The sequence below is a fragment of the Sphingomonas sp. MS122 genome (assembly GCF_049532975.1).
Lineage (GTDB): Bacteria > Pseudomonadota > Alphaproteobacteria > Sphingomonadales > Sphingomonadaceae > Sphingomonas.
This window is the reverse complement of record NZ_CP186695.1, coordinates 696618-719980: the sequence shown is the minus strand read 5'-3', so window position 1 is coordinate 719980 and position 23363 is coordinate 696618. Positions and strand designations below refer to the sequence as shown.

Genomic DNA, 23363 nt, shown 5'->3' with positions numbered 1-23363 from the left:
CATTACTTGCAACGAATATTGCGAGCAAATGGTATCCATGCGACGCCGCCCCAGATGCAATGTTTATGTAACATATTAATATAATGTAGAATATTCTGCCCCTTACGTGCGCAGATGCCTTGTGCAAATTTCTGCTTGCCTCTTTGCTCAGTTTACGCAAAGTTGCGCAAGTCAGTGGATGGGGCCGCGCCTGCGCCCGATCCCGCTGCGCAATGGACCGACCCCTGAAGGGGCGATAGTGGGGAGGATGGGATGAAGGGAATGGACTCGGTCCGCCGCGGACATACCGCATTGCGCGGCGGCGCATCGCTGGCAGCGCTCGCAATCATCGCAATGGCGGGAGGCGCGCAGGCTCAGGAGGCCGCGCCGGCCGCGCAGCAAGCGCCCGCGGGCGAGGTTCCGCAGGAAGACGCGCCGCGTGACGACATCGTTGTCATCGGTGTCCGCGGCGCGCTGGCGACGGCCCAGAACATCAAGAAGAACGCGGATACCTTCGTCGACTCGATCACCGCGACCGATATCGGCGCCTTCCCTGACAAGTCGGCCGCCGAGGCGCTACAGCGCGTGCCCGGCATCACCGTCGGACGGCTCCAGTCCGCCGACGACAGCACGCACCCCTCGGGCGAGCCGACCAGCGTGCTGATCCGCGGCCTCACCCAAGTTCGTACTGAGTTCAACGGGCGCGACAGCTTCTCCGCCGATTCGGCGCGCGGCCTGCAGTTCAACGACGTGTCGCCCGAGTTGCTGGCGGGCGTCGACGCCTACAAGAACCAGACCGCGGAGATGATCGAGGGCGGGATCGCCGGCACGGTCAACCTGCGCACACGCCTGCCGCTCGACCAGAAGGGGCTGTTGGTGACCGGCAGCGTCAAGGCGAATTACGGCGACCGTTCGGAGCGCTGGACGCACGAATTCTCGGGGCTGGTCAGCTATTCAGTCGAGACCGGAATCGGGCGTTTCGGCATCCTCGGCAACTATGCCGAGAGCCATGTGGTGACGCGCACCGAGAGCGTCATCATGGACAAGATCGACACCTATTGCACCGCAGGTTTCGGCACCACGGATCGCGCGACGGTTGCGGCCGACGGCTCCATCCCGTGCACCGCCAACCCGTTCGGGGGGACCGGCTGGGCCTATGCTCCCGACGGCATCCGCTATTCGCAGGTCGACTATGACCGCAAGCGCCGCGGCATCGCCGGCGCGGCCCAGTTCGAGAACAACGCCGGCACGCTCAAGGCGAGCGTTCAATATATCGACTCGCACTACACCAATGCCTGGCTCGAGCGCGCCAGCCACACGATCTTCGACGGCAATTATTTCGGCACCCGCGCTTTCAATCCGCGTTCCGGCTCAGTCCTCGCCGGCAGCAGCGGCCTGACCTTCGGGTCCAACGGCATGCTGCAATCGGGCCTGCTGACTCAGCCGCACGGCAGCTTCAGCGGCACCTGGGAAAGCGTGCAGGCAGCGATCAATGCCGGCTCCGCGGTACCGGGGATGCCGTTCGTCAACTATTGCGGCGCGGGCGTGTGCGGGGCCAACCCGCGCAACGGGCTCTACTTCCAGAACGAAGCGCGCAATTTCGCGCACGAGGAGGGCACGAGCGATCTTTCCGCGAACATCAAATGGGATCCAACCGACCGGCTGCACCTCAGCGCCGACGTGCAGTTCATCGATGCCTCGACCTACAATAACGACATCCTGGTCGCGACCGGGTCGATGGCCAACATGCAGTATAGCGTGAACAAGGACGGCACGCCGCGCGTCGAGCTGCTGCCGGGCGACAACGTCAACTATGCCTCCGGCGGGCTCGCCAATCCGCACAATTACTGGCTCCCCTTCATCCAGGGCCATGTCGAAGACAATGACGCGCAGGAATTCGCCTTCCGCACCGACGCGGAATATGAGTTCGCCGAGGGTGGCTGGCTCGACTCGCTCAAGGTCGGCGTGCGCTACGCCAACCGCCGCCAGAGGGTGCGCTACTCGACCTTCAACTGGACACCGATCGCAGCGAACTGGAACTGCAACGGGCCGGGCTTCAACATCGACAACACCACCGGCGGCGCCTATCCGACCGATACCGGAAATTGCGCGGGCAATGCCGGCCACGCGCCCTTCCGCGGCTATGGGGCCGGCATTTGGGAATCGGTAAGCCTCGGCGATTTCTATGATGGCCAATCCTATCCCAACGGGCCGCTCGTCTATCTCAACCGCGCGACGCTCCAGAATTTCCCGCGGCTGATCTCGTCGCTGAGCGGCGCCGCCACCAACTCGCCACTCGGTACCGGCTATACCGCGATCTGCGATCGTGCCGAGGCCACGGTCGACGATTGCTTCACTCCCGGCGAAGTGATGCAGATCGGCGAGAAGACCAAGGCGGCCTATGCGATGCTGCGCTTCGGCGGGAACGACAAGGTCCTGTTTGGCGGCATCACGCTGACCGGCAATATCGGCCTGCGCGTGGTGCGCACCGAGGAGGACAGCATCGGCAGCATCGCCTTCCCGGCAGCGAACATCTTCGACGGGCTGCCGGCCTGCAACGCGCCGCTCTCGCCGACCAATATCGTCAACGTCAGCTGCTACCTGACCTCCGCGATCCGCGCCTTTGCCAATGGCGCCGCGACGCCCGATACCTTCCGCTCCTCGCGGACGGACTGGCTGCCGAGCGTCAACCTGCGGTTCGGCCTAGATGCCAAGAACTTCATCCGCTTCGCCTATTCGAGGGCGATGTCGCGGCCCGACATCGGCCTGCTCCGCAACACGCTGGCGATCAACGCGCCGATCATCAACACGACGCCGGACTCGCCCTACATCATTTTCAGCTCCCCGACCGCGCCGCGCACCGCGGAGAACGTCGTTGGCTATAATTTCGTGTTCGCGGCGAATTCGGGCAACGCGGCGCTGAAGCCGCTGAGCGCGGACCAGTTCGACCTGTCGTTCGAACGCTATATGGGGCCGAGCACCTCGCTGACGATCGGCCTGTTCTACAAGCAGTTGCACAACGCGCTCTCCTATGGGCAGTTCACGCGTACCATTCCCAATGGCGCCTCGACCCAGACCGTTCAGATCAACGGGCCGAGCAACGTCAAGAAGGGCGGCAGGCTGATGGGCGTCGAAATAGGGTACCAGACCTTCTTCGACTTCCTGCCCGGCTGGTTGAGCGGTCTCGGCGCGCAGCTCAACTACACCTATGTTCATCAGTCGGGGATCAAGAACTCGAACCTCATCACCGCGTCGTCGAGCGGCGATATCGGAGCATTCGGCGCGGGCCAGCAGGCGCTGGGCGGCACCGGCTTCGTGATCGACTCGAAGCGCCTTGCCGGGATTTCGGATCATACGTTCAACGCGGTAGCGTTGTACGAGAAGGGGCCGGTGGGTCTGCGCGTCGCCTACAACTGGCGGTCGCGCTATCTAACGCAGAATCTCGACTGCTGCATCGGCTTTCCGGTATTCCAGAAGGCGGCCGGCTTCCTCGACGCGTCGCTCCGCTTCTCGCCGACCAGTTTCCTCGAGCTGTCGATCGAGGGGAGCAACCTGCTGAACACGACCACCGTGTACCAACAGCAGATCTTCGGCGACTCGCCGCAGACGCCCGGCGCCGCGCCCAGATATTTCGACTCGGCCTGGAACCGGGTCGATCGGCGCTTCCAGTTCGGCGCACGCTTCAAATTCTAGCTTCCCCCCTTGGCGTCGCCGCGATCCGCCGTGGCGGCGCCTCTTTTCTCCCGCTGATCGGTCGAGGCATGCAAGCACAGGCGAACCTCCCGCCGCCCTCCCGTGACAGGTTCAGGATCGTGATCCTGGGCGGCGGCACGGCCGGCTGGATGTGCGCGGCGGGTCTCGTGCGGCTGCTCGATCCCGCCGACTACGGCATCACGCTGATCGAATCCGACGAGATCGGCACCGTCGGTGTCGGCGAGGCGACGCTGCCGCATATCAAGACCTTCAACGACATGCTCGGGCTCGACGAAGCCGAGTTCCTGCGGGACACGCGCGGCAGCATCAAGCTCGGTATCGAGTTCGTCGATTGGAACCGGCCGGGCGACCGCTACGTCCATCCGTTCGGCACCTTCGGCGAGCCGTGGGGAGGGGTCGACTTCCAGCATAGCTGGGCGCGCGCGCGGCTCGCCGGGCGCGATGTTGGCTCGCTCCAGGATTACAGCTATGCGATCGCGCTGGCCCAGGCCAACGGGTTCGAGCTGCCCGATCCTGATCCGAAATCGATCCGTTCGACCTACGCCTATGCCTATCATTTCGATGCCGGGCTCTACGCCGCCTTCCTGCGCAACTGGGCGACTGCGCGCGGGGTCGAGCGGATCGAGGGGCAGGTCACCGAGGTGCGCCGCCACGCCCAACGCGGGCATGTCGAGACGCTGACGCTCAAGTCGGGCGAGACGATCACCGGCGACCTGTTCGTGGACTGCAGCGGGTTCCGCTCGCTCCTGGTCGGGCAGGCGATGGGTGTCGAATGGTACGACTGGAGCCACTGGCTGCCGTGCGACCGCGCGTTGGCGGTGCCGTGCGAGCGCGTCGCGCCGCTCACCCCCTATACGCGCGCGACCGCCCAGCGCGGCGGCTGGATCTGGCGCATCCCGTTGCAGCACCGCACCGGCAACGGTCATGTCTTTTCCAGCCGCTTCTGCACGGAGGACGAAGCGCACGCCACGCTGATGGCGGCGATCGATGCGCCCGCATTGGCCGAGCCGCGGCTGCTGCGCTTCCAGGCGGGGCGCCGTGCTCGAGCGTGGGAGGGCAATTGCGTCGCGATCGGCCTTGCGGGCGGCTTTCTCGAGCCGCTCGAATCCACCAGCATCTTCCTGATCCAGGCCGCGGTCACCGATCTGGCCGGCCTGATCCCGACGCGCGCGATCGGCATCGACCCGCGCCTCGCTGCCGAGTTCAACCGGCTGTTCGCGATTCATTACGATCGCGCACGCGACTTCGTCATATTGCATTACGCCGCCAATGCGCGCGCCGGGGAACCACTGTGGGACCATGTCCGCGCGATGGCGCTGCCCGACAGCCTCGCACACAAGATCGCGCTGTTCGAGGAATGCGCCGCCGTGCCCGAATATACGCTCGGCCTCTTCTCGCGCGACAGTTGGCTCGCGGTGCTGGAAGGGCAAAGGGTATTGCCGCGCGCTTATAGTCCGCTGGCAGATCGCATCCCGCTCGATACCCTCGAGGCGCGGCTCAACGCGCTGCGCGCACGGATCGCGGATAATATGACCGGCCGCGCCTCGCATGCGGCGTTCCTGAAGAATTATTGCGCCGACATCGAGCTGGAGCGCGCCCGATGAGCGCGCCGATGCGCGTCGTCGTCGCTGGGCAGGACGTGCCGCTATGGCTGAGCGCGGTGACCCTGGCGCGTGCGTTGGACCCGGCGGACGTCACGGTCGCGGCGGTCGAGCTGCCGGGCACGCGCGGACCCGCTGACGTCCATGCCACGCTGCCGCCATTGGAGGCGCTGCACAACCGGCTGGGGATCGACGAGGCGTCCTTGCTCCGCGCCGTCGGCGGCTGCTTCTCGTTGGGTCAGAACTTCACCGATGCGTCGGCCCGGGTGCCGCCCTTCCTGCATGCCTATGGCGCTGCCGGTACGCCGATCGCGGGCGGTGACTTCTTCGCCTATTGGGTGAAGGCGCGCCGCTACGGGCTGCCGGTTCCGCTGGAGGAATTCTCGCTCGCCGCCGCGGCGGCGCGGCACGGCCGCTTGCTGATCCCGAACGACGAGACCGAGCTCTATGGGCGCAGCGACTACGCCTATCATCTGCCGGCGGCCGCCTATGCGCAAAGCCTGAAATCGCTGGCGGAGAAAGCCGGCGTTGCGATCCATCCGGTGGCAACCGTGCGGTCAGTGCTGGATCCGGAACATGGCGATATCGTCGCGCTGGAGACCGGCGGCGAGCGGATCGGGGGCGACCTGTTCATCGACGCGACCGGACCGGAGGCGCTGCTGATCGCCGGGATCGATCCGGCGCGCGAAAGCTGGCGCACGCAGTTTCCAGCCGATCGCGTGCTCGTCGCGCGCGGCCCGGCTATCGCGCCGACCCCGGTCTATGCCGAAGCGCGCGCCTGGGAAAGCGGGTGGACCGCACTCCATCCCGCAATCGGCCAGACGCACGTCGTGCAAGCCTATGCCTCCAGCGCGTGCAGCGACGATGCGGCGCTGGAGCACGCCTGCTCGGTAAGTGGGCTGGCGTTGGACGAGGCTATCGGACGGCCGCTCGATCCTGGCCGGCGCATGGCCTGGCGCCGCAACTGCATCGCCATTGGCGGGGCGGCGTGCGAGTTCGATCCTGTGCATGGCGTGGAGCTGCACGCAGTCCAGCTCGGCTTGGTGCAGCTACTCGCGAACTTCCCTACGGGCAATGGCGGTTACGACGCACGGCGCGCCGAATATAACCGTGCGATGCATGCCGCGTTCGACCGGGTGCGTGATTTCCAGGCGGCGCATTATGCGCTGGCGCGCTACGCGGGAAGCTTCTGGGCGCAGGGCAGGGCGGCGGCGCTGCCGGACGCCGTCGCGCATGCGATCGACTTGTTCCGGGCACGCGGCGAGATGCCGCGGTTCGAGGGCGAGAGCTTCCTGCCCGACAGCTGGCGCACACTGTTCATCGGCCATGGCATCGTTCCCGACAGCTATCCGCCCGCGATCGACCGCACTCCGCCCGACGAAGTGAAGGCGCAGCTGCGGCGTATGCTGGGCTTCGTGCGTGAGCAGGTGCTGAAGGCGCCGACCCATGACCAGCATCTCGCGCGCATCATGGCGCACACGCATGGCTGAGCCCGTTCACGAAAGAGACTGCCCGATGATCCTGCGTATCCTGATCCTTTTGGCCTTCGTCGCTGCACCCGCCGCGGCCAGCGCCGCAGAATGTGCGCAATCGCCGGGCAAGGTGATCGAGTTGTGCGTGTCGGTGTCGGATGGAGAGGCGCGTTACGCGGTCCGCCGCAACGGCAAGGAGCTGCTCGCGCCGGCGCGGCTCGGCCTCGACTTTAAGGGGGAGCCCGCCGCCCGGTTCACGGCAATGACCGTTGCCGCGCGGCGGGCGATCGACACGAGTTGGGAGCAGCCCTGGGGCGAGCAGCGGGTGATCCGCGACCATCATACCGAACTCGACGTCACGCTGGCGGGGGATACCCCCCTCAATCGGGCGGTGCGCGTCGTCTTCCGCCTGTTCGACGACGGGTTCGGCTTCCGCTACGTCTATGATACGATCCCCGCCGGCCAGACGGTGGAAGTCGCGGGAGAACGGACCGAGTTCCGGCCGGCCGGCGCGTGGCAGGCCTGGTGGTACCAGGCGCTCGGCGCGGATCGCGACGAATATCTCTACACTCGGACTGATGCGCGCCGCATCACGCTCGCCGAGACCCCGCTGACGATGCGGGGCGCGGACGGCGTCCACCTCTCCTTCCACGAAGCGGCGCTGGTCGACTTCCCGAGCATGCTGCTGCAGGGCGACGGCGCGGGCACGCTCAAGGCGTGGCTGATGCCGCTGCCGGACGGAATCGCGGCGCGCAGGACCGGGCCGTTCGCCATGCCGTGGCGCACCGTGCTGGTCGGCGGCAGCGCCGCCGCACTCGCTGACAATCGCATCACGCTCAACCTCAACGAGCCCAGCAAGCTCGGCGACATGAACTGGTTCAAGCCCGGCAAATATGTCGGGGTGTGGTGGGAGATGCACCTCAACAAGACCAGCTGGGGCGGCGGTGCCTATCACGGCGCCACCACCGCGAACGTCAAACGCTATATCGACTTCGCGGCCAGATACGGGTTCGATGGCGTGCTGGTGGAGGGATGGAACAAGGGCTGGGACGGCGACTGGATCGCCAATGGCGACAAGTTCCGCTTCACCGAGGCCCATCCCGATTTCGACCTTCCTGCGCTCGCCGCCTATGGCAAGGCCCGCAGGGTCAAGTTGATCGGCCATAATGAGACCGCGGGCGCCATCCCCAATTACGAGGCACAGCTTGCGGACGCGCTCGATCTCTATGCCGGTGCCGGCGTCTCGGTGATCAAAACCGGTTATGTCCGCCCGAGCGGCACGCTGGTCGACGCCGCCGGTGGCCAGCATTGGTTCGCCGACCAGTATCTCGTGCGCCATCACCTGCACGTGGTGGAGGAAGCGGCGAAGCGGCGCATCGCGATCAACACGCATGAGCCGGTCAAGGATACCGGGCTGCGCCGCACCTTTCCGAACTGGGTCAGCCGCGAAGGCGCGCGCGGGCAGGAATTCAATGCCTGGGGCAATCCCACCAACCCGCCCGAGCATGTCGCGATCCTGCCCTTCACGCGGATGCTCGCCGGGCCGATGGACTATACGCCCGGGATCTTCGACTTGACTCAAGGCAAGACCGAGCTGACGCGCCGCGTCCAGTCGACGCTGGCGACGCAGCTCGCGCTCTATGTGGTGCTTTATTCCCCGATCCACATGGCCGCCGATCTGCCCGAGAATTACGAGGCGCGGCTCGACGCCTTCCAGTTCATCCGCGACGTGCCCACCGATTGGGAAGTGTCGAAGACGCTGGCGGGCGAGGTTGGCGACTATGCAGTGGTAGCACGCCAGCAGCGTGGGGGGCAGGACTGGTTTCTCGGTGCGGTTACCGATGAGACCCAGCGTAAGCTGGTTCAGCCGCTCGACTTTCTTGCGCCAGGCAGGCGTTACGAGGCGCAAATCTACCGTGATGCGCCGGACGCCGACTTCCGGCATAACCCGCTTGCGATCGAGATTGAGCGATTGGTGGTGACGAGGACTGATCGCCTCGAGCTGTTACTCCGTCCCGGCGGCGGAACTGCCATTCGTTTCAGGCGGCTGGACTAGGGCCGCTCGCCAGATTTTCGAAGCGCTGCGCTAGCGCGCTTCCCGGTTGAACCATTGCGACAGGGGGTGCTGCGGCTCGCCACCTTGACTTGCTGAGCGACCAACCATGCCAAGAATACGGCGTTCGGTTCAAGACTGTCGACGGCACAGCGTGCGGTCGCGCTGGTGTCGCCCCGGACGACCTCGATGGACCCGAGCTCATGCCAGGTGGCCTCGAACCCCGGCACCAGCGCGCGCCATGCGCCGATCAGCTCCGAAGACGACATCCTGCACGGTGCCGCCCCACAGGCTCGTATAGTCGACCTGCACCACATCGGCGAACAGGCGCGCCGCCGCCGCAAAATCGCCGACATCGATGCTGGTGGGGATCGCCAGCACGGTCTGGCGGATGCGCGCCCGCTCGATTTCCTCGTCAGCTGCCATGGTCACACTCCCAGATATCGGCGGTAATGCGTATCGGCCGCCGCCACGGCGAGCTCGACCAGGTCCGGACGGTCGTAGAAGTCGACCTGGAAGCCCGGCTGCCACACCAGTTCCTTCGGCCCTTGGGCAGCGGCGTGGATCTGCTTCAAGTTCTCGGGCAGCGCGCATTCGTCACCGTGCACGAACAGCGTCGGCAGCTCCAGGCTGCGGGCCGCCCGGAGCCCGTCGAAGGTGAGCCAATGGAGCCAGCTGATCTCCGACATCTCGTTGCGCCACGCGGGGATGCGGCCTCGGAGAGGACTGGCATAATAGTCCATATGGATGAACATGCCCGCTCGGTCGTTGCCTTCGTCATAGGCCGGCACGAGGCTGTGGTCGCCCGTCTCGCGGAAACGCTCGACGGCCGCAGCCGCCCGGCCGATGCGGTCAGCGACCCCCACCGGCCCACCGTAGAATGCGGAAACCGTCGCCGTATCGTGGAACCAGCCTGCGACGCTGGCGAGCGCTCCGATCGGCGCGCCCCGATCGATCGCGGCGCATGCGTACATCGCGCTCGCGCAGATCGCGAGATAGCCGACCTCGCCGCCGCGCACGCAGGAGAGCGAACGCAGGAATTGCGTAGCCGCGACGATGTCGGATGCCTTGCGCAACGGCAGTTCGACCTGCGGCAGGCCGCCCCCGCTCTCGCCCCAGCCGGCGAAATCGAAGGTCAGGACCGTATAGCCCCGAGCGGCGAGCGCGGCGGCGTAGCCGTCGGCCATCTGCTCCTTGACGGTGAGCCACGACCCGCTCGCGACGATGCCGGGCTGCGGCGCGAGAAGGTCCGCGACGTTGCGATGCAGCCGGCCCGCCAGCAGGCCGCCCTCGGCGGGGATCAGCACCGGCGTGCGGAATATCTCGGTCAAGGCCGCCTCCCTCATTTCTGCGCCTCGCTCTTAGGCGGTTCCAACCAGCACCGGAGGGTCGAAAATTGCTGTTCGTCGCTCGCAACCGCTGGGTTACCCATCTAGCGTGTTCGATCGTCCCGACATCCGGCGGCTCGAGTGGAGTCAGGGCCGTATCGCCCATCTGCGCATGCCGCCCGTGCTTCAGGAAACGCACAAGACCGTCGCTCTGCCGGGTGCGATCGCGATCGGCTATAACGGCTTGCGCGGCGCGGTCGTCCGGCTCGCCAGCGGGCGTACGATCGGGCGCGACGTGGCGCCGGGCTCGGTCGGCATGACCGGCGGCGAGCCCGTCGAATGGGTGCGCACCAATGCCGCGACCGAGGTCGTCGAGGTGTGCGCGAGCGCGGCGCTGCGCCAGGCCGTCGCGCGCGAGCTGGGCGTGGAGGCGCATGCCGACCTCGCCGACCTCCATGGCTGGAGCAACCTCCACGCCTGGGCGATTGTCGACCGCCTGCGCGCACTATCCGTTGGTTCGCACCCGCTCTCCGATGTCGCGCGCGACACGCTGATGCGACAGCTCTACGCCGTCGCGCTCGCCGGCAAGTTCGGCGGGCGCTTCGTCGAGCGGCACAAGGGCGCGCTTGATCCGGCGCGCCTCGCCAGGGTTGTCGATTTCGTCGAAGCGCACCTCACCGAGGAGTTGACCCTCGAAGGCTTGGCGCAGGTGGCCTGCCTCAGCACGTTCCATTTCGCGCGCGCGTTCAAGGCAGCGACGGGGCTTGCTCCACACCAGTTCGTCACGGCACGGCGCCTCGAATGGGCGCGCCTGCGGCTGCGCAGCTCGAGCGACAGCTTCGAGGTCATCGCCGCGGAGATCGGCTATACCAATGTGGGGCATTTCCGGCGCCTGTTCCGCTCCCGCACCGGCCTGCTCCCGTCGCAGGTCCGCGCCGGCCGATGACTGCAGGAATCGATCTGCGAGACGCCCGCCGGGCGACCAGCGTCGGGGAACGTGCTTCGAGAGGTGAACCATGACCAGCCCATTGCCGGGAAGCCGTCCGGCGCACGCCATCACGCGGCGCGGCCTTGCGGCTTTCGCTACCCTGTTCCTCGGGGGACGCGCGGGTGCCGCGGAGCCCAGCTCCGTCCTGCTCGATCGCGCCTTCGCCGCCTTCTTCGCCGGCTGGCGCAGCGGTGACTGGGGGCCGTTCCTCGCGCTGTGCGCCGACGACTTCATCTTCCAGTTCCCCGCCGGGCCCCAGGCGGGCCGCCATGTCGGCCGCGCCGGACTGGCAGCGATGGAGGCCTGGTGCCGGGAGCATGCGCGGGCGGGCAATCGCATCCACGACAGCAGCGAGATCCTTCGGCTCCAGGACGGCGAATGGGGCGTGGTCTGCGATCGCGGGCGCGGGGTCATCGACGGTGCGCCGTATGATGGCCTGCACGCGATCTTCATGAAGGCGAGCGCGGACCGGATCGTGGAGTTCCGCGAATATTTCGGCCTCGTCTCCTCGAACGGACCGTGCCTGTCCGCGCAGCCGACCGAAGCCGCTAGGGACACGGCAAGACAGCAGGAATCGACCTGACGGAGCGCCCGCGCCCGCGACTAGCTTTCGGCATGCACTGAGCGGCGGGAGGATGCGGTAGCAATGCAAGGAGGCCTGGCTGGCAAGGTCGCGCTCGTCACCGGCGGGAGCCGCAACATCGGCAAGCTGACCGCGCTTGCGCTCGCGCGTGGCGGCGCCGACGTCATCGTCACCTTCCGCCCAGGCGGCGGGCGCAGCCGACACCGTCGCGCAGGTCGAGGCGGCCGGCTGCCGTGGCGCCGCCATCCAGGCCGACCTCACCGGCTGCGCGGGCCTCCCCCGGCTGGTCACCGAGCTGCGCGAGAGGCTTGCCGCGTGGGACCGGCGGCAACTCGACATCCTCGTCAGCAATGCGGGCACGCTGCGCCTCGGGACCTTCGATACGATCACCGAGGAAGACCTCGATGCCGTCTACGCGACCAACTACAAGAGCATCTTCTTCCTTACCCAGCAGCTCGCCCCGTTGCTCGCCGATGGCGGGCGCATCGTGAACATGGGCTCGGGCACCGCCCGGATCGCCTTCGCGCCTCTCGTCAGCTATGGCCCGTTCAAGGCCGCGCTGCAGAGCCTGACGCTCTATCTCGCCAGCCATTTCGGTTCGCGCGGGATCACGGTCAACGCCATCGCCCCCGGCGGTCTCGACGATGATTTCAATGCCGAGCTGTTCCGCTCGATGCCCGGGACACGTGACTATATCGCGCAGAATACCGCGCTCGGCCGCGTGGGAACGCCCGACGACATCGCGGACGCGGTCGCCTTCCTGTGCTCGCCCGAAGCGCGCTTCGTGAGCGGCGCCGTGCTGCCGGTCGACGGCGGATATCATCTCTAGGAGAATGGCATGACCTCAGGTGCGAACATCGGCCAGCGCGAGGCGATCGGAGCGATCACGGCAGCGGGGCTGATGGCCGCGCCGACGGCGCGGGCGCAAGGTGGGGAGGCGCGCTCGGACCGCCCGCTCGCCGGCAAGGCGGCACTCGTCACGGGCGCGCCGCGCAACCTCGGCCGCGGCTATGCCGTCGCATTGGCCGAGGACGGCGCCGACCTCATGATCCACTATCACAACGCCGGCGACCGGGCCGACGCACAAGAGGCCGCCAGGCTCGTCCGGGCCGCGGGCACGCGAGCGGAGATCATCGAGGGCGAACTGCGCGACTCTGCCATGCCCGCGCGGCTGGTCGCAGCGACGCGCGAGGCATTCGGCCGCCTCGACATCCTCGTGAACAATGCCGGGCGGATGGTGAAGAAGCCGATCGCCGACATTGCCGGCGCCGAATATGACGATGTGTTCGAGGTGAACGCCCGCGTGCCCTTCTTCCTGATGCAGGTCGCGGCACCCCATCTCGGCGAGGGCGGGCGCATCATCAACATCTGCTCCTCGCTGATAATGGGCTTCTTGCCCAATTATGCGCTCTACCAGGGCTCAAAGGCTGCGCTCGAGCAGTTCACCCGCTCGATGGCGCGCGAGATCGGCCCACGGGGCGTGACCGTCAATGCGCTTGCACCCGGGCCGATCGACACGCCCTTCTATCGCGCGCCTGAAGATGCCGCCGCTATCGCCTATGCGACGCGCCTGGCGGTCGCAGGAAGGCTCGGCGCGGTCGCGGACGTCGTGCCGATGGTGCGCTTCCTCGCTTCGCCCGCGGCCCAGTGGGTCAACGGCCAGACGATCTTCGTCAACGGCGGATATGTCGCGCCGTGAACCGCCTACCTGCGTGAAAACGCGATCATCGCGACCGCCGAGAGACTGATCCCGCTGGGCCTGGTGAGGGGCTGAATGTCGGGTTTTGGCGACACCGCCTCTTAGGTTGGATATCTCGTTGGGGGTCGTAAGCGGCCGTGCGCCGGGGGCCGGCCGGGGATGGCAGCTATACTGTGTCGACGGCCTGAAAGCTGTCCGACCGCAACCGGCCCAGCTGCAGACGCTCTCAGTGTAAACGAGACGCCATATCTTAGGCGTCTGCTTCGGCAGGGGCCTCTTCTGAATGCCGCCTGGCCGCTGGCGGCCCGGTTATCCCGCTCCGATCCGTCATTCGAGCGCAGCTTGGAGATCCGGGATTGATGATCCCTCGCGGGCGCAGGTGTTGGCGGATCGGGGATTGGACGCTGTCGCGGTCGAGCGTCTCCCCTTCGATCGCCAATGTGTCGATGGCCTCGTGGCTCATCAACTCAACCTCGAGGGCTGCGGCCGAAATATGGTCCTCGCTAAAGTACCCGGAGCTTTTTCGCCGTCGCGCTTGCAAGACCGCCCCTTTCCTTGCGAAGTTCAACTGCTGGCCGCGGCAGCACCCGCAAGCGCCAACTTATAATCGATCAGGTGCCTTGCCGACTGGGAGACAACGCCCAAGCGGATCAGCGCCTTCTGGGCCGAAGTGCGACGGACCGGTTTCGGGCGATCGCACTGTTGGAGCGGACATACCAGTTTGCGGGCGCGATGGTCCCTATAGGGGCATCATCGGCGACCTTGTTCCTCCCGAGGAGAGTTGCTGCTGAGGCGGAACCGCCCAGATTTCCTCCCTCGCAACCGCAAGGCTCTCGCGGCAGTCGCAGGCGACCTGTTCCAGGCGGGCGACGTCGAGAACCTCGATCGCCCCCCGGCTGCTGCGGATCAGCCCCTCCCGCTGCAGCTTGGCGATGCAGCCCGACACGGAGGTCCGCTGCACCCCGAGCATCTGTGCGAGCGCTTCCTGGGTGATCGGGAGTATCCGCTCCAGGCAACTGCGCTCCAGCGCATCAAGAATCGAACGGCTCAGCCTGCCTTCGATCGAATGCAGCGCATTGCAGGCCATCAGTTGCCGCGCCTCGGTCACCAGCATCTCGAGATGCCGTTCGACCGCGCGTTGCAGCCCGGGCGAGGCATGCAGCATCTCGCGATAGCGCATGACGCTGAGCCGCAGCGCAGCGCCCGGTATCTGCACCTCGCCGCGTGACCGATGGCGTCCGCTGCCGAACGCCTCGAGAATGCCGGCGCCGCCATTGCATCCCACCATCCCGGTCTGCACGCTCTCGCCTGCAATCGTCTGGGTCAGGATCGCAACCAGCCCGGTCAGCGGAAAATAGACCCATTCGGTGAGCTGCCCGTCACTGTGCAGTAGGTCGCCACGGCGCAGCTCCACACGCTGGAAACGGGGAAGAAAACGCGCCCGCGCGACCGGCTCCAGCGCAGCCAGCAGCGCGTTCGATTGCATCATGGTCTCCACTCAAATGCCTCCTGGCTGCGCGCGGCCGCAGCGATCGAGGCAAGCGCTCCTTCGGCGCCAAGGATCATCTGCAACCAGTCATCGTAGCCGACTAACAAGTTACCTAATGTCTGCGAACCATAACGTCAGTGGAACCATCGTGGTTCCCCGACCAACGAACAGTTGCACCGCGGCACACGTTCATCTTACGGCAAGAATGAAGCCATGCGCTATTGGCTGCATTCATTCGTAAGGAAAGTAATACTTTTGGCTGCTATGAGGTTTGCGAATATTAACGCGATGATATTCGCAAAAACCTGAAGGAATGCATCTTTTTCTGAAGGAGCGGCCTCGCATTCACGCCAGCGATTTGTCGCTCGATGTTGGGAGGGGCCGGCCCGGCGACCGCGATTGGCCCCGCGCGCGGTGGCGCCGTCCACAGATGCGATACGCCGTGCCCGTCCAAGGCCGGGGGACGCTCGCTGCACCCTGGAGGAGATGACCGGACGCATTTCCGTCGGGGCATGGCTTCAGGCGATCAGGTTCGACAGTGCCGCCCTCACCATCGCCGGCCAGAACGGCTTGGCCAGTGCGCCGCCCGCGCCCGGCATGATCGTGGCCTTGCCGTCCCCGCTCGCGACCACGAACGGAATCTGCCGCTCCCGCAGCAGTTCGGCGACCGAATGGCTCGTCCGGTTGCCGAGATTGACGTCCAGGATGGCGGCGTCGATCGCCGCCTCGCGCGCGAGCGCCTCGGCTTCGCCAACCTCCAGCGCGGGGCCGACCACGGCGTAGCCGAGGTCGCCGAGGATGTCCTCAAGCATCATCGCGATGAGCGGCTCGTCGTCGACGATCAGGATTCGCTTGCCGGCAGAGCCGCTCATGGCACGCGCTCCGCCTTCGTGATCAGGCGCCGCATCAGCGCGCCCAGCGCGTCCATCGAATATGGCTTACGCAGGACCTCGACATCGTCCGCGCCCTCTTCGAGCAGCACGTCGCTATAGCCGGTGGTCAGTACCACGGGCAGCTCCGGATGGGTTCGTGCGAGTTCGCGCGCCAACTCGAGACCGCTCATCCCGCCCGGCATGACGACATCGCTCAGCACCAGGTCGAACGGCTCGCTCGCCTGCTCCAACGCAAGGAGCGCGCTGCGGGCGTCCGGTGCGCGAACGGTTTCATAGCCGAGGTCGCACAGCAGCTGCGACGCGTGCTCGCCGACATTCTCATTGTCTTCGACGACGAGGATACGGCCGCTGCCGTCCCCCTCGACCGTTTCCATCTGCGGCTCCGGCTCGCGAGCTAGGTCCGCGTCGGACGCCCTCGGCAGGTAGAGCGTGAAGGTCGCGCCCCGGCCCGGCGAGCTGTCCACGCGCACGTCGCCGCCCGACTGCTTGGCAAAACCATAGACCTGGCTCAGGCCGAGGCCGGTGCCCTTGCCGATCGCCTTGGTCGTGTAAAAGGGCTCGAAGATTCGCACGATCTGGTCCTCGGCAAGACCCACGCCGCTGTCGGCGATACCAACGGCGATGAACGCCCCGGGCACCGCCGGATGCCCGGGCATGGCGGGAATCTCGTCGCTGGCGTCGACTCTGAGTAGGATCGAGCCCTCGCCGTCCATGGCGTCGCGCGCATTCACCGCCATGTTGACCAGCGCCGTCTCGAACTGGACGAGGTCCGCCTTCACCGGCGCCGGAGCGAGCTTGAAATCGGTGTCGATCGAGATGCGCGCGCCGACCACCGTTGTCAGCATCTCGACGATGCGGGCGACATTGTCCGCTGCGTCGAATACCACCTCGCGCAGCGGCTGACGCCGGGCAAAGGCGAGCAGCTGCGCCGTCAGCTTTGCCGCGCGTTCAGCCGTCTCCGCGATTGCGGCGACGTAGCGCGACCGGCGCTCCTCGCTCAGGCCGGGCCGGCGCAGTGCGTCCACGCCCGACAGGATCACGGTCAGCAGATTGTTGAAGTCGTGCGCGACGCCGCCGGTCAGCTGGCCGATCGCCTCCATCTTCTGCGACTGCCGCAGCGCCTCCTCGACCTTCTCGCGCTCCGCCGCCGCCTCCTCGAGCCGCGTGAGCGCGCGCTGCAGGTCGCTGGTGCGTTCCGCCACCCGGGCTTCGAGCGCCGCCTCCACCTGCCGCTGCTCGGTGATGTCGGCATGCGTTCCGCACCAGCGGAAGACGTGCCCGGTCTCGTCCCGGATCGGGGTGATGCGGCACAGAAATTCTCGCCGGGCGCCGTCGTGCCGCCGCATCGGGAAGATCATCTCGAAGCGCTCGCCAGTGCGCAGCGCGTGCTGCCAGCGCTCGTGGATCTCCGGGGCCGCCTGCGGATCGTGCGCCGCTTCCCACGAGATGCCGTCCTCGTGGGCCGCCCCGGTAAATTCGTACCAGCGCTTGTTGTACCAGAAGACCGTGCCGTCGCCGTAGGCGAGCCAGCACAGCGACGAGATGTTGTCGGCCAGCGTGAGAAACTCGTCACGCTGGCGCTTGAGCTCGGCTTCGGCGCGGCGGCGCTCCTCGAGCTCGCGCTGCTCGGCGATGAACAGGCGGACATTGTCGATCGCTGTCGCGGCCTGGCCGGCGACGCCGGCCATGATCCGCTCCGCCGCCTCGCCGAACATGTCAGGCGTCGAGTGACCGAAGAACAGCCCCCCAAGCACCTCCCCGCTGCGCGATGTCACTGGCACCGCAAGATAGCTGCGGACCGGCAGGTGTCCCTCCGGCATGCCTTTGCGTGGCGCATTCCGGCCGTAACGCGGATCGCGGGTAATGTCCCCCGAGCGCACGATGCCCTCGCCGGAAAAGGTCGGCGCGAACACCGCCGTGTTGCGCGGCATCGGAAAGCTCTCGAACTTGCTCCGCGGCGCTCCCGACAGCGTGTAGAGCGTGTAGGATTCCCCCTTCTCGTCGACGAGGTTGTAGAAGAACGCGCCGAACTCCGCGCCCGTCAGCGCCACCCCCGCATCGGTGACCGCCTGCACCACCCTTTCGAGGTCGAGCTCGGCGCTCAGCGCCGCCCCGAGCTCGTTCAGGATGCCGAGCGTCCGGGTCTCCTCGGCGAGCGCCCGGCGCATGCGCGACTGTTCGGCGAGCTGCTCGCCTGCCTCGAACTGCCGCAGTCGCGCGCGCCGAGCCGAACCGACCGCCGACACCAGCGTCGTCTGGTCGACCGGACGTTCGAGCACCGTGACGTTGCCGAGCAACGCAACCACCTGCCGGTCGATCGTGCCGCCGCGATGCGACAGCAGCACGAAGGGAAAGTCGGACCAGCTCGGCTGCGCCTTCACCCATTGATCGATCGCCGCAAGATCGGTGCCCAGCAGCCCTTCCTGCGCGATGACCGCGCCGGCCGCTTCATCCAGTCCGCCCAACAGTTCGTCGAACCCGGCACAAGGTCGCCCGCGAATCCCGGCGTCGCCCAGCAGCCGCTGGATGACCGGCCCGTCCCGGCCGGTCGGCGTCCAGATCAGGACCGTCGGATCACCCCGCATGCTCGTTGGTCTCGCCGAGGAGGTTCGAGTCTGCCCCCATATAGGTCGGTACACCCGTCAGCACGCCCTGAAATTCGCTCAGCGCTTCGCCCACGGCAACGCCGCACGAACTGATCCGGTACTCGCGGATCGTCTCCTCGTGATGGCCCGTACGCTTCTTGAGGACCGACAGGGCGCGCCGCAGCTTGCCGCCGGCCTCGAAGAAGCGCAGCATGATCACCGCATCGCTGAGGTAGGTGAGATCGACCGGGCTCGCCATGTGCCCGACCATGCCGTGCTGGGCGAGGACCAGGATCGTCACGACGCCCTGCTGGTTCAGATAGGACAGCATCTCGTGCATCTGAAGCATCATGAAATGCTCCTCGGGCATTGCGTTCAGATAGCCGCTGAGGCTGTCGAGGACGACCATGCGCGCACCATGAGTCTCGACGGCGCCGCGCACCGCGGCTGTGAGTTCCCCCGGCGTCAGCTCCGCCGGATCGATCTGGCGCAGATGCAGCAATCCCTGCTCAAGGAACGGCTTGAGGTCGAAGCCCATCCCCTGGGCGCGCCGCAGGAACACGCTGCGCACCTCGTCGAACACGAGCAGCAGCGCGGGCTCGCCGCGTTTGAGCGCGGCATAGACGAACTGCAACGCGAGCGATGACTTGCCCGAGCCGGACGGACCGATGAGCAGCGTGCTCGTACCACGATCGAGACCGCCCCCCACCAGCGAATCGAGTGCCGGGACTCCGCTGCCGACGATGTCGACGGCGAAGTCGGCATGATGATGCGCGGCGACCAGCCGCGGATAGACGTGCAAGCCGCCGCGCTCGATCGTGAAGTCATGATAGCCGCCACGGAACTTGACGCCGCGCATCTTGATGCAGCGCAGGCGCCGGCGCTCCGCCCCGTACAAGGCAGCAACCTGTTCGAGACGCAGCACGCCATGGCTGATGCTGTGCAGGTTGAGATCGTCCTGCTCGGAGGTCAGATCGTCGAGCATCAGCACCGTGCAGCCGAGCTTCAGGAAGAAGTGCTTGAGCGCCAGCACCTGACGCCGATAGCGCAGCGACCCCTGCGAGAGCAGGCGGATCTCCGAGAGGCTGTCGAACACTAGCCGCCTGGGCTTGACCCGCTCGACCTCGGCCATGACCATCCGGACCGTTTCGCCGAGCTCCAGCTCCGACGAATAGAGCACCGTCTGCTGTGCATTGGGATCGAGCGACAGCTCGGGGGGGACCATCTCGAAGATCTCGATGCCGTCGAACGTCCAGCCATGGCTCGCCGCCACCGCGCAGAGCTCGGCCGTCGTCTCGGACAGCGTCACATAGAGACCGAGCTCGCCCTGCTTCGCCCCGTCCATCAAGAACTGCAGCGCCATGCTGGTCTTGCCGGAGCCCGGCTGCCCCTCGACCAGATGGACCCGATTCTCCGCATATCCGCCGGCCAGGATCGGATCGAGCCCCGGCACGCCCGTCGGAATGAGGGCGGTGGGGCGATACTCAAGCTGCATTCGGACGCGTCCCTTCAATCACAAGGGATGGGCTATAATCGGCTCTCTTCGGGAACTGTGTTCGATACCCAACAGAAGGATGTGATTGAATCGATTATGCAACGCCGATGCAGCAGCCCCGCGCCCTCCGGCCCGCGACGCGTCTCGCCACGCGATCAGAACATGTCGTTGGACGCTGCGCCGCCATCCAGCCGCTGAACCGCCCCCGCCCGGGCCTGCTCGATCGCGAGGTCGGCCGCGGCGAGCAGGCGCTGGGCCGTCTCGGTCGCCGCCGTCGGGTGCAGCGCGATCGCCACCCGCGGGCCGGTCATGACGACCTCGCCATTCAGTACATCCACCTTGAGCGGCTGCTCCTCCGCATTCAATGTCATGCGCATCGTGTCCGCTGCTGGTCCGTCTCGCTTTCACATAAAATCATACGCGGGCCGACAGTTCCGCTATCCTGACATTCGCGCCGGCCGATGCCGGATCCGCTCATCTTCAACATTGCGCCGGACCGCTCCCGACGCGACCGGAGGCCCGATGACCTTCAATCCCAAGAATGAGATCCTTGCCGAGATCGAACCCGCTGTCGCGCTGCGGTTCGCCGCCCATCTCGAGCGGGTCGAGCTTGGCCGTGGCGAGGTGCTCCAAGAGACCGGCGCCGAGGTGCACTGGGTCTGGTTTCCCGACGATGCGCTGATCTGCATCGCCTCGGAAAGCGTCGAGGGCGAAAGCATCAGTGGGGGAATGGTCGGTCGCAACGGCGCGTTCGGCGCATTCGAGGCCTGCGGCAGCCGGCTCAGCTATTCGCGTGCGCTGGTACAGATCGGCGGTACCGCGTGGCGCATTCGCGACTCGCACTATCGCCAGATGTTCGAGCAGTCGGCCAATCTGCGCGTGGCGATCCACAAGCATGTCGAAGCACTGCTGGTCGAGGCGCGGCAGCTCGTCGCCTGCACCGCGATCCATCGCGTCGAAAGCCGCATGTGCCGGGTCCTGCTCGACGCATCGGCGCGCAGCCATCGCGGCAGCCACCTGACCCTCACCCAGGAAGAGCTCGCCAACATCCTCGGCGTGCAGCGCTCGACCATCGCGGTGACCTCGTCCGCGCTGCAGCGTGCCGGCCTGATCCGCAGCCGTCGCGGCAGCATCGACATCGTCGATTTCGACCGCCTGGAAGCTGCCGCGTGCTCGTGCCGCCGAACGATCGCCTTCGCCCACCGCGAAATCGATCGCGCATCCGACGACGTCTGTGAGGGATAGGATTCGAATTGGGGCGCGAAGCTGTCGTTGCCGGTCGCCGTTTTCTGGTTCAATGCCGCGTTACAGCGTTCCCATTCGTGCGCGTTGGGGCGCCGCTCGATGCGGCGCGGGCGGAACTGCTTCCCGTGCTCGCGCTCAGTCTGGCAGCCAAGCGCCCTCGTATCGACCGTCAACCCTCACGCAGGGCGATCCCGGAAGCCGCCATATATTCAGGCGGGACGGCCACCTTTGATGCGGATGCACAAACTGCTTGACTCTTGATTGAGCGTTCAAGCAAGTTTCCGGCATGCAGGCGAAGCGTCAGACTCGGGACGCGATTGTGGAGGCAGCCATGGAGCTGTTCTGGCTAAAAGGCTTCGGCTCGACTTCGGTCGCCGACATCCTCAGCCGGACGCAGCTCAACAGCGGCAGCCTCTATCATTTCTTCCCGGGCAAGCAGGACATTCTCCTGGCCGTGCTCGAGCGGTACCGCGACGGGATCGGTCCGATGCTGCTCGATTCCGCCTGGGCCGGGGTCGACGATCCGATCGACCGCGTGTTCGCGCTGCTGGGGCGCTATCGCGGGCTGATCCTGGAGAGCGACTGCACCTATGGCTGCCCGATTGGCAGCATTGCGCTCGAGCTGCACGAGCCGGACGAGAATGTTCGCCGGCTGCTGGCGGCAAACTTCACCGGCTGGGTCGAGGCGATCGAACGGTGCCTTGCAGCGGCCGGGGATCGCCTGCCGCGCGACACGGATCGCCGCGCGCTGGCGGAGTTCGTGCTGACCGTGATGGAAGGCGGCGTGATGCAGGCGCGTACCTATCGCGATGTCGGCTATTTCGATCGCTCCGTCGCGCAGCTTCGCGCGCATTTCGCCCTTCTGGAGCGCGAAGCATGCGCGGCCTGATCGCGCTGCTGCTGATCCTGCCCGCGGTCCCCGCCGCAGCGCAAGACGTGCGCATTGGGGTCGAGATTGCCGCCGATGGCACACGGACGCTTAGCCATGAGGTGATCGTGCCTGCTCCGCCGGAGCAGGTCTGGCGGGCAGTGGCCACCCTCGAGGGCTGGCGGGAATGGGCTGTCCCGCTCGCCCGCCCCGTGCCGGGGAGCGATCGGTTCGAGACCGGTTATGATCCCGATACCGCGCTGGGCGCCGCCAACACGATCGAGCAGCAATGGATCGCCCGCGAGCGGCCGCGCCTGGTTTCGTTCCGCACGACGCGCACGCCCGCCGGCTTCCCGCATGCGGCGGCGTATCTGCGCGTCGCCAACACCTTCACTCTCGAGGCCGAGGGCAGCGATGCCACGCGCGTGCGGCTGGTCGGCAGCGGCTATACGGCCGGCGCGGAGGGCGACGCGCTGATCGCCTTTTTCCGCGAAGGCAACCGATCGACGCTTCAACAACTCCATAAGCGCTTCGTCTCGGGCCCGATCGCCTGGCCGAAGCAGCCTGGAGCAACGAAGGGGAAGTGAGATGCCGGAGGTGAGCTGGATTGCGGTGCTGCTGTGCGGGCTGGTGACATTGCTCATCGGCGGGCTCTGGTACTCGCCGCTGCTGTTCGCCGCCGTCTGGCAACGCGAGGCCGGCCTCTCCGACGAAGCGCTGCGATCCGGGTCGATGCCGCTTCGCTTCGGCGGCGCGTTCGTGCTGGGGACTCTCGCGGGCACGGTGTTCGCGCTGTTCATCGGAACGGAGATGACGATCGCGCAGGCGACGGCGGCCGGTGCCGCGGCGGGCATCGCCTGGGTCGCCGCGTCGTTCGGGATCAACTATCTGTTCGAGCGACGCAGCCTGCGGTTGTGGCTCATCAACGGCGGCTATCATGCGGTCCAGTTCACTGCCTTTGGCGCGATCCTCGGTGCGCTGCAATAGCAAGCACGGGCGCATCGGCACTGCAATCGGCTGCTTTGCGCCCTCATTGCGGACGCTCAGCCCTATGCGTTGATTGCGCTCATCGCGTTCGCGTTGCGCAGCTCCCGGTCTGAATCTATTTTTGGACCGCCCGAAACGAATGCGACTAATTGCACAAGCGCTTGTTGAGTCGGCGGAGGTGCCGATGACCAAGGATCGCATTGTCGCCGTCGGTTTCCTGACCAGCGCTGACCTAAGGTTGTTGGGAGAACGCTTCGACCGTTATTTTCCGGTCGAGCATGAGGATGTGTTCACGGAGCTCATATCCCAGCTCGACAAGATCGAGGCCACGCCCTTCGGAAAGGGTGTGAGCATACAACGGAAATCGCCTGTCTGACGTCGTTC

General features: G+C 66.4%; 21 protein-coding genes. 13 read left to right on the top strand and 8 right to left on the bottom strand.

The window, feature by feature from the left end; genetic code table 11:
• Positions 1-252 precede the first annotated feature (252 nt).
• From ACO227_RS03330 to ACO227_RS03315, 4 genes are all read left to right on the top strand, one after another.
• Complete coding sequence (locus tag ACO227_RS03330) at positions 253-3672, top strand: TonB-dependent receptor (protein ID WP_423605265.1); 3420 nt, start codon at positions 253-255, stop codon at positions 3670-3672.
• Between the two features lie 68 nt (positions 3673-3740).
• Positions 3741-5297 (top strand): tryptophan halogenase family protein, encoded by a 1557-nt coding sequence (locus ACO227_RS03325; protein WP_423605263.1) that lies wholly within the window; start codon positions 3741-3743, stop codon positions 5295-5297.
• Positions 5294-6784 carry a tryptophan 7-halogenase gene (locus ACO227_RS03320; RefSeq protein WP_423605261.1) on the top strand — a complete coding sequence of 497 codons (1491 nt, stop codon included), beginning with the start codon at positions 5294-5296 and terminating at the stop codon, positions 6782-6784. The genes ACO227_RS03325 and ACO227_RS03320 overlap by 4 nt, the downstream gene beginning before the upstream one ends.
• A gap of 25 nt (positions 6785-6809) precedes the next feature.
• Positions 6810-8822 carry a glycoside hydrolase family 97 protein gene (locus ACO227_RS03315; protein WP_423605259.1) on the top strand — a complete coding sequence of 671 codons (2013 nt, stop codon included), beginning with the start codon at positions 6810-6812 and terminating at the stop codon, positions 8820-8822.
• Positions 8823-9020: 198 nt separating this feature from the next.
• Here ACO227_RS03315 and ACO227_RS03310 read toward each other — a convergent pair whose 3' ends face one another.
• Complete coding sequence (locus tag ACO227_RS03310) at positions 9021-9245, bottom strand: hypothetical protein (RefSeq protein WP_423605257.1); 225 nt, start codon at positions 9243-9245, stop codon at positions 9021-9023.
• A gap of 2 nt (positions 9246-9247) precedes the next feature.
• Positions 9248-10150 (bottom strand): alpha/beta hydrolase, encoded by a 903-nt coding sequence (locus ACO227_RS03305; protein ID WP_423605256.1) that lies wholly within the window; start codon positions 10148-10150, stop codon positions 9248-9250.
• Positions 10151-10256: 106 nt separating this feature from the next.
• Here ACO227_RS03305 and ACO227_RS03300 point away from each other — a divergent pair, with 106 nt between their 5' ends.
• The 4 genes from ACO227_RS03300 to ACO227_RS03285 all read left to right on the top strand — a co-directional run bounded on the left by ACO227_RS03300 (position 10257) and on the right by ACO227_RS03285 (position 13417).
• Positions 10257-11093 (top strand): helix-turn-helix domain-containing protein, encoded by an 837-nt coding sequence (locus tag ACO227_RS03300; RefSeq protein ID WP_423605254.1) that lies wholly within the window; start codon positions 10257-10259, stop codon positions 11091-11093.
• A gap of 70 nt (positions 11094-11163) precedes the next feature.
• Entirely contained in the window at positions 11164-11718 is a 555-nt protein-coding gene (locus ACO227_RS03295; RefSeq protein WP_423605252.1) for a nuclear transport factor 2 family protein, read from the top strand.
• 148 nt (positions 11719-11866) lie between these two features.
• Positions 11867-12547: an SDR family NAD(P)-dependent oxidoreductase gene (locus ACO227_RS03290; protein ID WP_423605251.1), complete on the top strand. Its 681-nt coding sequence runs from the start codon at positions 11867-11869 to the stop codon at positions 12545-12547.
• A gap of 9 nt (positions 12548-12556) precedes the next feature.
• Positions 12557-13417 carry an SDR family oxidoreductase gene (locus ACO227_RS03285; protein ID WP_423605249.1) on the top strand — a complete coding sequence of 287 codons (861 nt, stop codon included), beginning with the start codon at positions 12557-12559 and terminating at the stop codon, positions 13415-13417.
• A gap of 250 nt (positions 13418-13667) precedes the next feature.
• On the opposite strand, the gene ACO227_RS03280 is transcribed toward ACO227_RS03285, so the two are convergent.
• The 6 genes from ACO227_RS03280 to ACO227_RS03255 all read right to left on the bottom strand — a co-directional run bounded on the left by ACO227_RS03280 (position 13668) and on the right by ACO227_RS03255 (position 20256).
• Positions 13668-13880, bottom strand: a complete 213-nt coding sequence (locus ACO227_RS03280) for a DUF4172 domain-containing protein (RefSeq protein WP_423605248.1) — start codon at positions 13878-13880, stop codon at positions 13668-13670.
• 276 nt (positions 13881-14156) lie between these two features.
• Entirely contained in the window at positions 14157-14906 is a 750-nt protein-coding gene (locus ACO227_RS03275; protein WP_423607242.1) for a Crp/Fnr family transcriptional regulator, read from the bottom strand.
• 518 nt (positions 14907-15424) lie between these two features.
• Positions 15425-15778 carry a response regulator gene (locus tag ACO227_RS03270; protein ID WP_423605246.1) on the bottom strand — a complete coding sequence of 118 codons (354 nt, stop codon included), beginning with the start codon at positions 15776-15778 and terminating at the stop codon, positions 15425-15427.
• Positions 15775-18384 carry an ATP-binding protein gene (locus ACO227_RS03265; protein ID WP_423605245.1) on the bottom strand — a complete coding sequence of 870 codons (2610 nt, stop codon included), beginning with the start codon at positions 18382-18384 and terminating at the stop codon, positions 15775-15777. Before ACO227_RS03265 ends, ACO227_RS03270 begins: the two co-directional genes overlap by 4 nt.
• Positions 18374-19879 (bottom strand): ATPase domain-containing protein, encoded by a 1506-nt coding sequence (locus tag ACO227_RS03260; RefSeq protein ID WP_423605243.1) that lies wholly within the window; start codon positions 19877-19879, stop codon positions 18374-18376. The genes ACO227_RS03265 and ACO227_RS03260 overlap by 11 nt, the downstream gene beginning before the upstream one ends.
• Positions 19880-20034: 155 nt before the next feature.
• A complete protein-coding gene (locus ACO227_RS03255; RefSeq protein ID WP_423605242.1) occupies positions 20035-20256 on the bottom strand; it encodes a hypothetical protein in 222 nt (73 codons plus the stop codon).
• On the opposite strand from ACO227_RS03255, the gene ACO227_RS03250 reads away from it, so the two are divergent.
• From ACO227_RS03250 to ACO227_RS03230, 5 genes are all read left to right on the top strand, one after another.
• Positions 20249-21124, top strand: coding sequence for a Crp/Fnr family transcriptional regulator (locus ACO227_RS03250; RefSeq protein ID WP_423605240.1), 876 nt, complete (start codon positions 20249-20251; stop codon positions 21122-21124). The two genes, ACO227_RS03255 and ACO227_RS03250, sit on opposite strands and share 8 nt — an antisense overlap.
• A gap of 331 nt (positions 21125-21455) precedes the next feature.
• Positions 21456-22013 (top strand): TetR/AcrR family transcriptional regulator, encoded by a 558-nt coding sequence (locus tag ACO227_RS03245; protein ID WP_423605239.1) that lies wholly within the window; start codon positions 21456-21458, stop codon positions 22011-22013.
• Positions 22001-22579: an SRPBCC family protein gene (locus ACO227_RS03240; protein WP_423605237.1), complete on the top strand. Its 579-nt coding sequence runs from the start codon at positions 22001-22003 to the stop codon at positions 22577-22579. The genes ACO227_RS03245 and ACO227_RS03240 overlap by 13 nt, the downstream gene beginning before the upstream one ends.
• Before the next feature lies 1 nt (position 22580).
• Positions 22581-22979: a DUF1761 domain-containing protein gene (locus ACO227_RS03235; protein ID WP_423605235.1), complete on the top strand. Its 399-nt coding sequence runs from the start codon at positions 22581-22583 to the stop codon at positions 22977-22979.
• Positions 22980-23163: 184 nt separating this feature from the next.
• Positions 23164-23355: a hypothetical protein gene (locus tag ACO227_RS03230; RefSeq protein WP_423605233.1), complete on the top strand. Its 192-nt coding sequence runs from the start codon at positions 23164-23166 to the stop codon at positions 23353-23355.
• The last annotated feature ends 8 nt before the right edge of the window (positions 23356-23363 follow it).

Coding starts and splice junctions, on each gene's coding strand:
- ACO227_RS03330 (WP_423605265.1), top strand. CDS start 253: ATGAAGGGAATGGACTCGGTCCGCCGCGGACATACCGCATTGCGCGGC.
- ACO227_RS03325 (WP_423605263.1), top strand. CDS start 3,741: ATGCAAGCACAGGCGAACCTCCCGCCGCCCTCCCGTGACAGGTTCAGG.
- ACO227_RS03320 (WP_423605261.1), top strand. CDS start 5,294: ATGAGCGCGCCGATGCGCGTCGTCGTCGCTGGGCAGGACGTGCCGCTA.
- ACO227_RS03315 (WP_423605259.1), top strand. CDS start 6,810: ATGATCCTGCGTATCCTGATCCTTTTGGCCTTCGTCGCTGCACCCGCC.
- ACO227_RS03310 (WP_423605257.1), bottom strand. CDS start 9,245: ATGGCAGCTGACGAGGAAATCGAGCGGGCGCGCATCCGCCAGACCGTG.
- ACO227_RS03295 (WP_423605252.1), top strand. CDS start 11,164: ATGACCAGCCCATTGCCGGGAAGCCGTCCGGCGCACGCCATCACGCGG.
- ACO227_RS03285 (WP_423605249.1), top strand. CDS start 12,557: ATGACCTCAGGTGCGAACATCGGCCAGCGCGAGGCGATCGGAGCGATC.
- ACO227_RS03280 (WP_423605248.1), bottom strand. CDS start 13,880: ATGAGCCACGAGGCCATCGACACATTGGCGATCGAAGGGGAGACGCTC.
- ACO227_RS03275 (WP_423607242.1), bottom strand. CDS start 14,906: ATGATGCAATCGAACGCGCTGCTGGCTGCGCTGGAGCCGGTCGCGCGG.
- ACO227_RS03270 (WP_423605246.1), bottom strand. CDS start 15,778: ATGAGCGGCTCTGCCGGCAAGCGAATCCTGATCGTCGACGACGAGCCG.
- ACO227_RS03265 (WP_423605245.1), bottom strand. CDS start 18,384: ATGCGGGGTGATCCGACGGTCCTGATCTGGACGCCGACCGGCCGGGAC.
- ACO227_RS03260 (WP_423605243.1), bottom strand. CDS start 19,879: ATGCAGCTTGAGTATCGCCCCACCGCCCTCATTCCGACGGGCGTGCCG.
- ACO227_RS03250 (WP_423605240.1), top strand. CDS start 20,249: ATGCGCATCGTGTCCGCTGCTGGTCCGTCTCGCTTTCACATAAAATCA.
- ACO227_RS03255 (WP_423605242.1), bottom strand. CDS start 20,256: ATGCGCATGACATTGAATGCGGAGGAGCAGCCGCTCAAGGTGGATGTA.
- ACO227_RS03245 (WP_423605239.1), top strand. CDS start 21,456: ATGGAGCTGTTCTGGCTAAAAGGCTTCGGCTCGACTTCGGTCGCCGAC.
- ACO227_RS03240 (WP_423605237.1), top strand. CDS start 22,001: ATGCGCGGCCTGATCGCGCTGCTGCTGATCCTGCCCGCGGTCCCCGCC.
- ACO227_RS03235 (WP_423605235.1), top strand. CDS start 22,581: ATGCCGGAGGTGAGCTGGATTGCGGTGCTGCTGTGCGGGCTGGTGACA.
- ACO227_RS03230 (WP_423605233.1), top strand. CDS start 23,164: ATGACCAAGGATCGCATTGTCGCCGTCGGTTTCCTGACCAGCGCTGAC.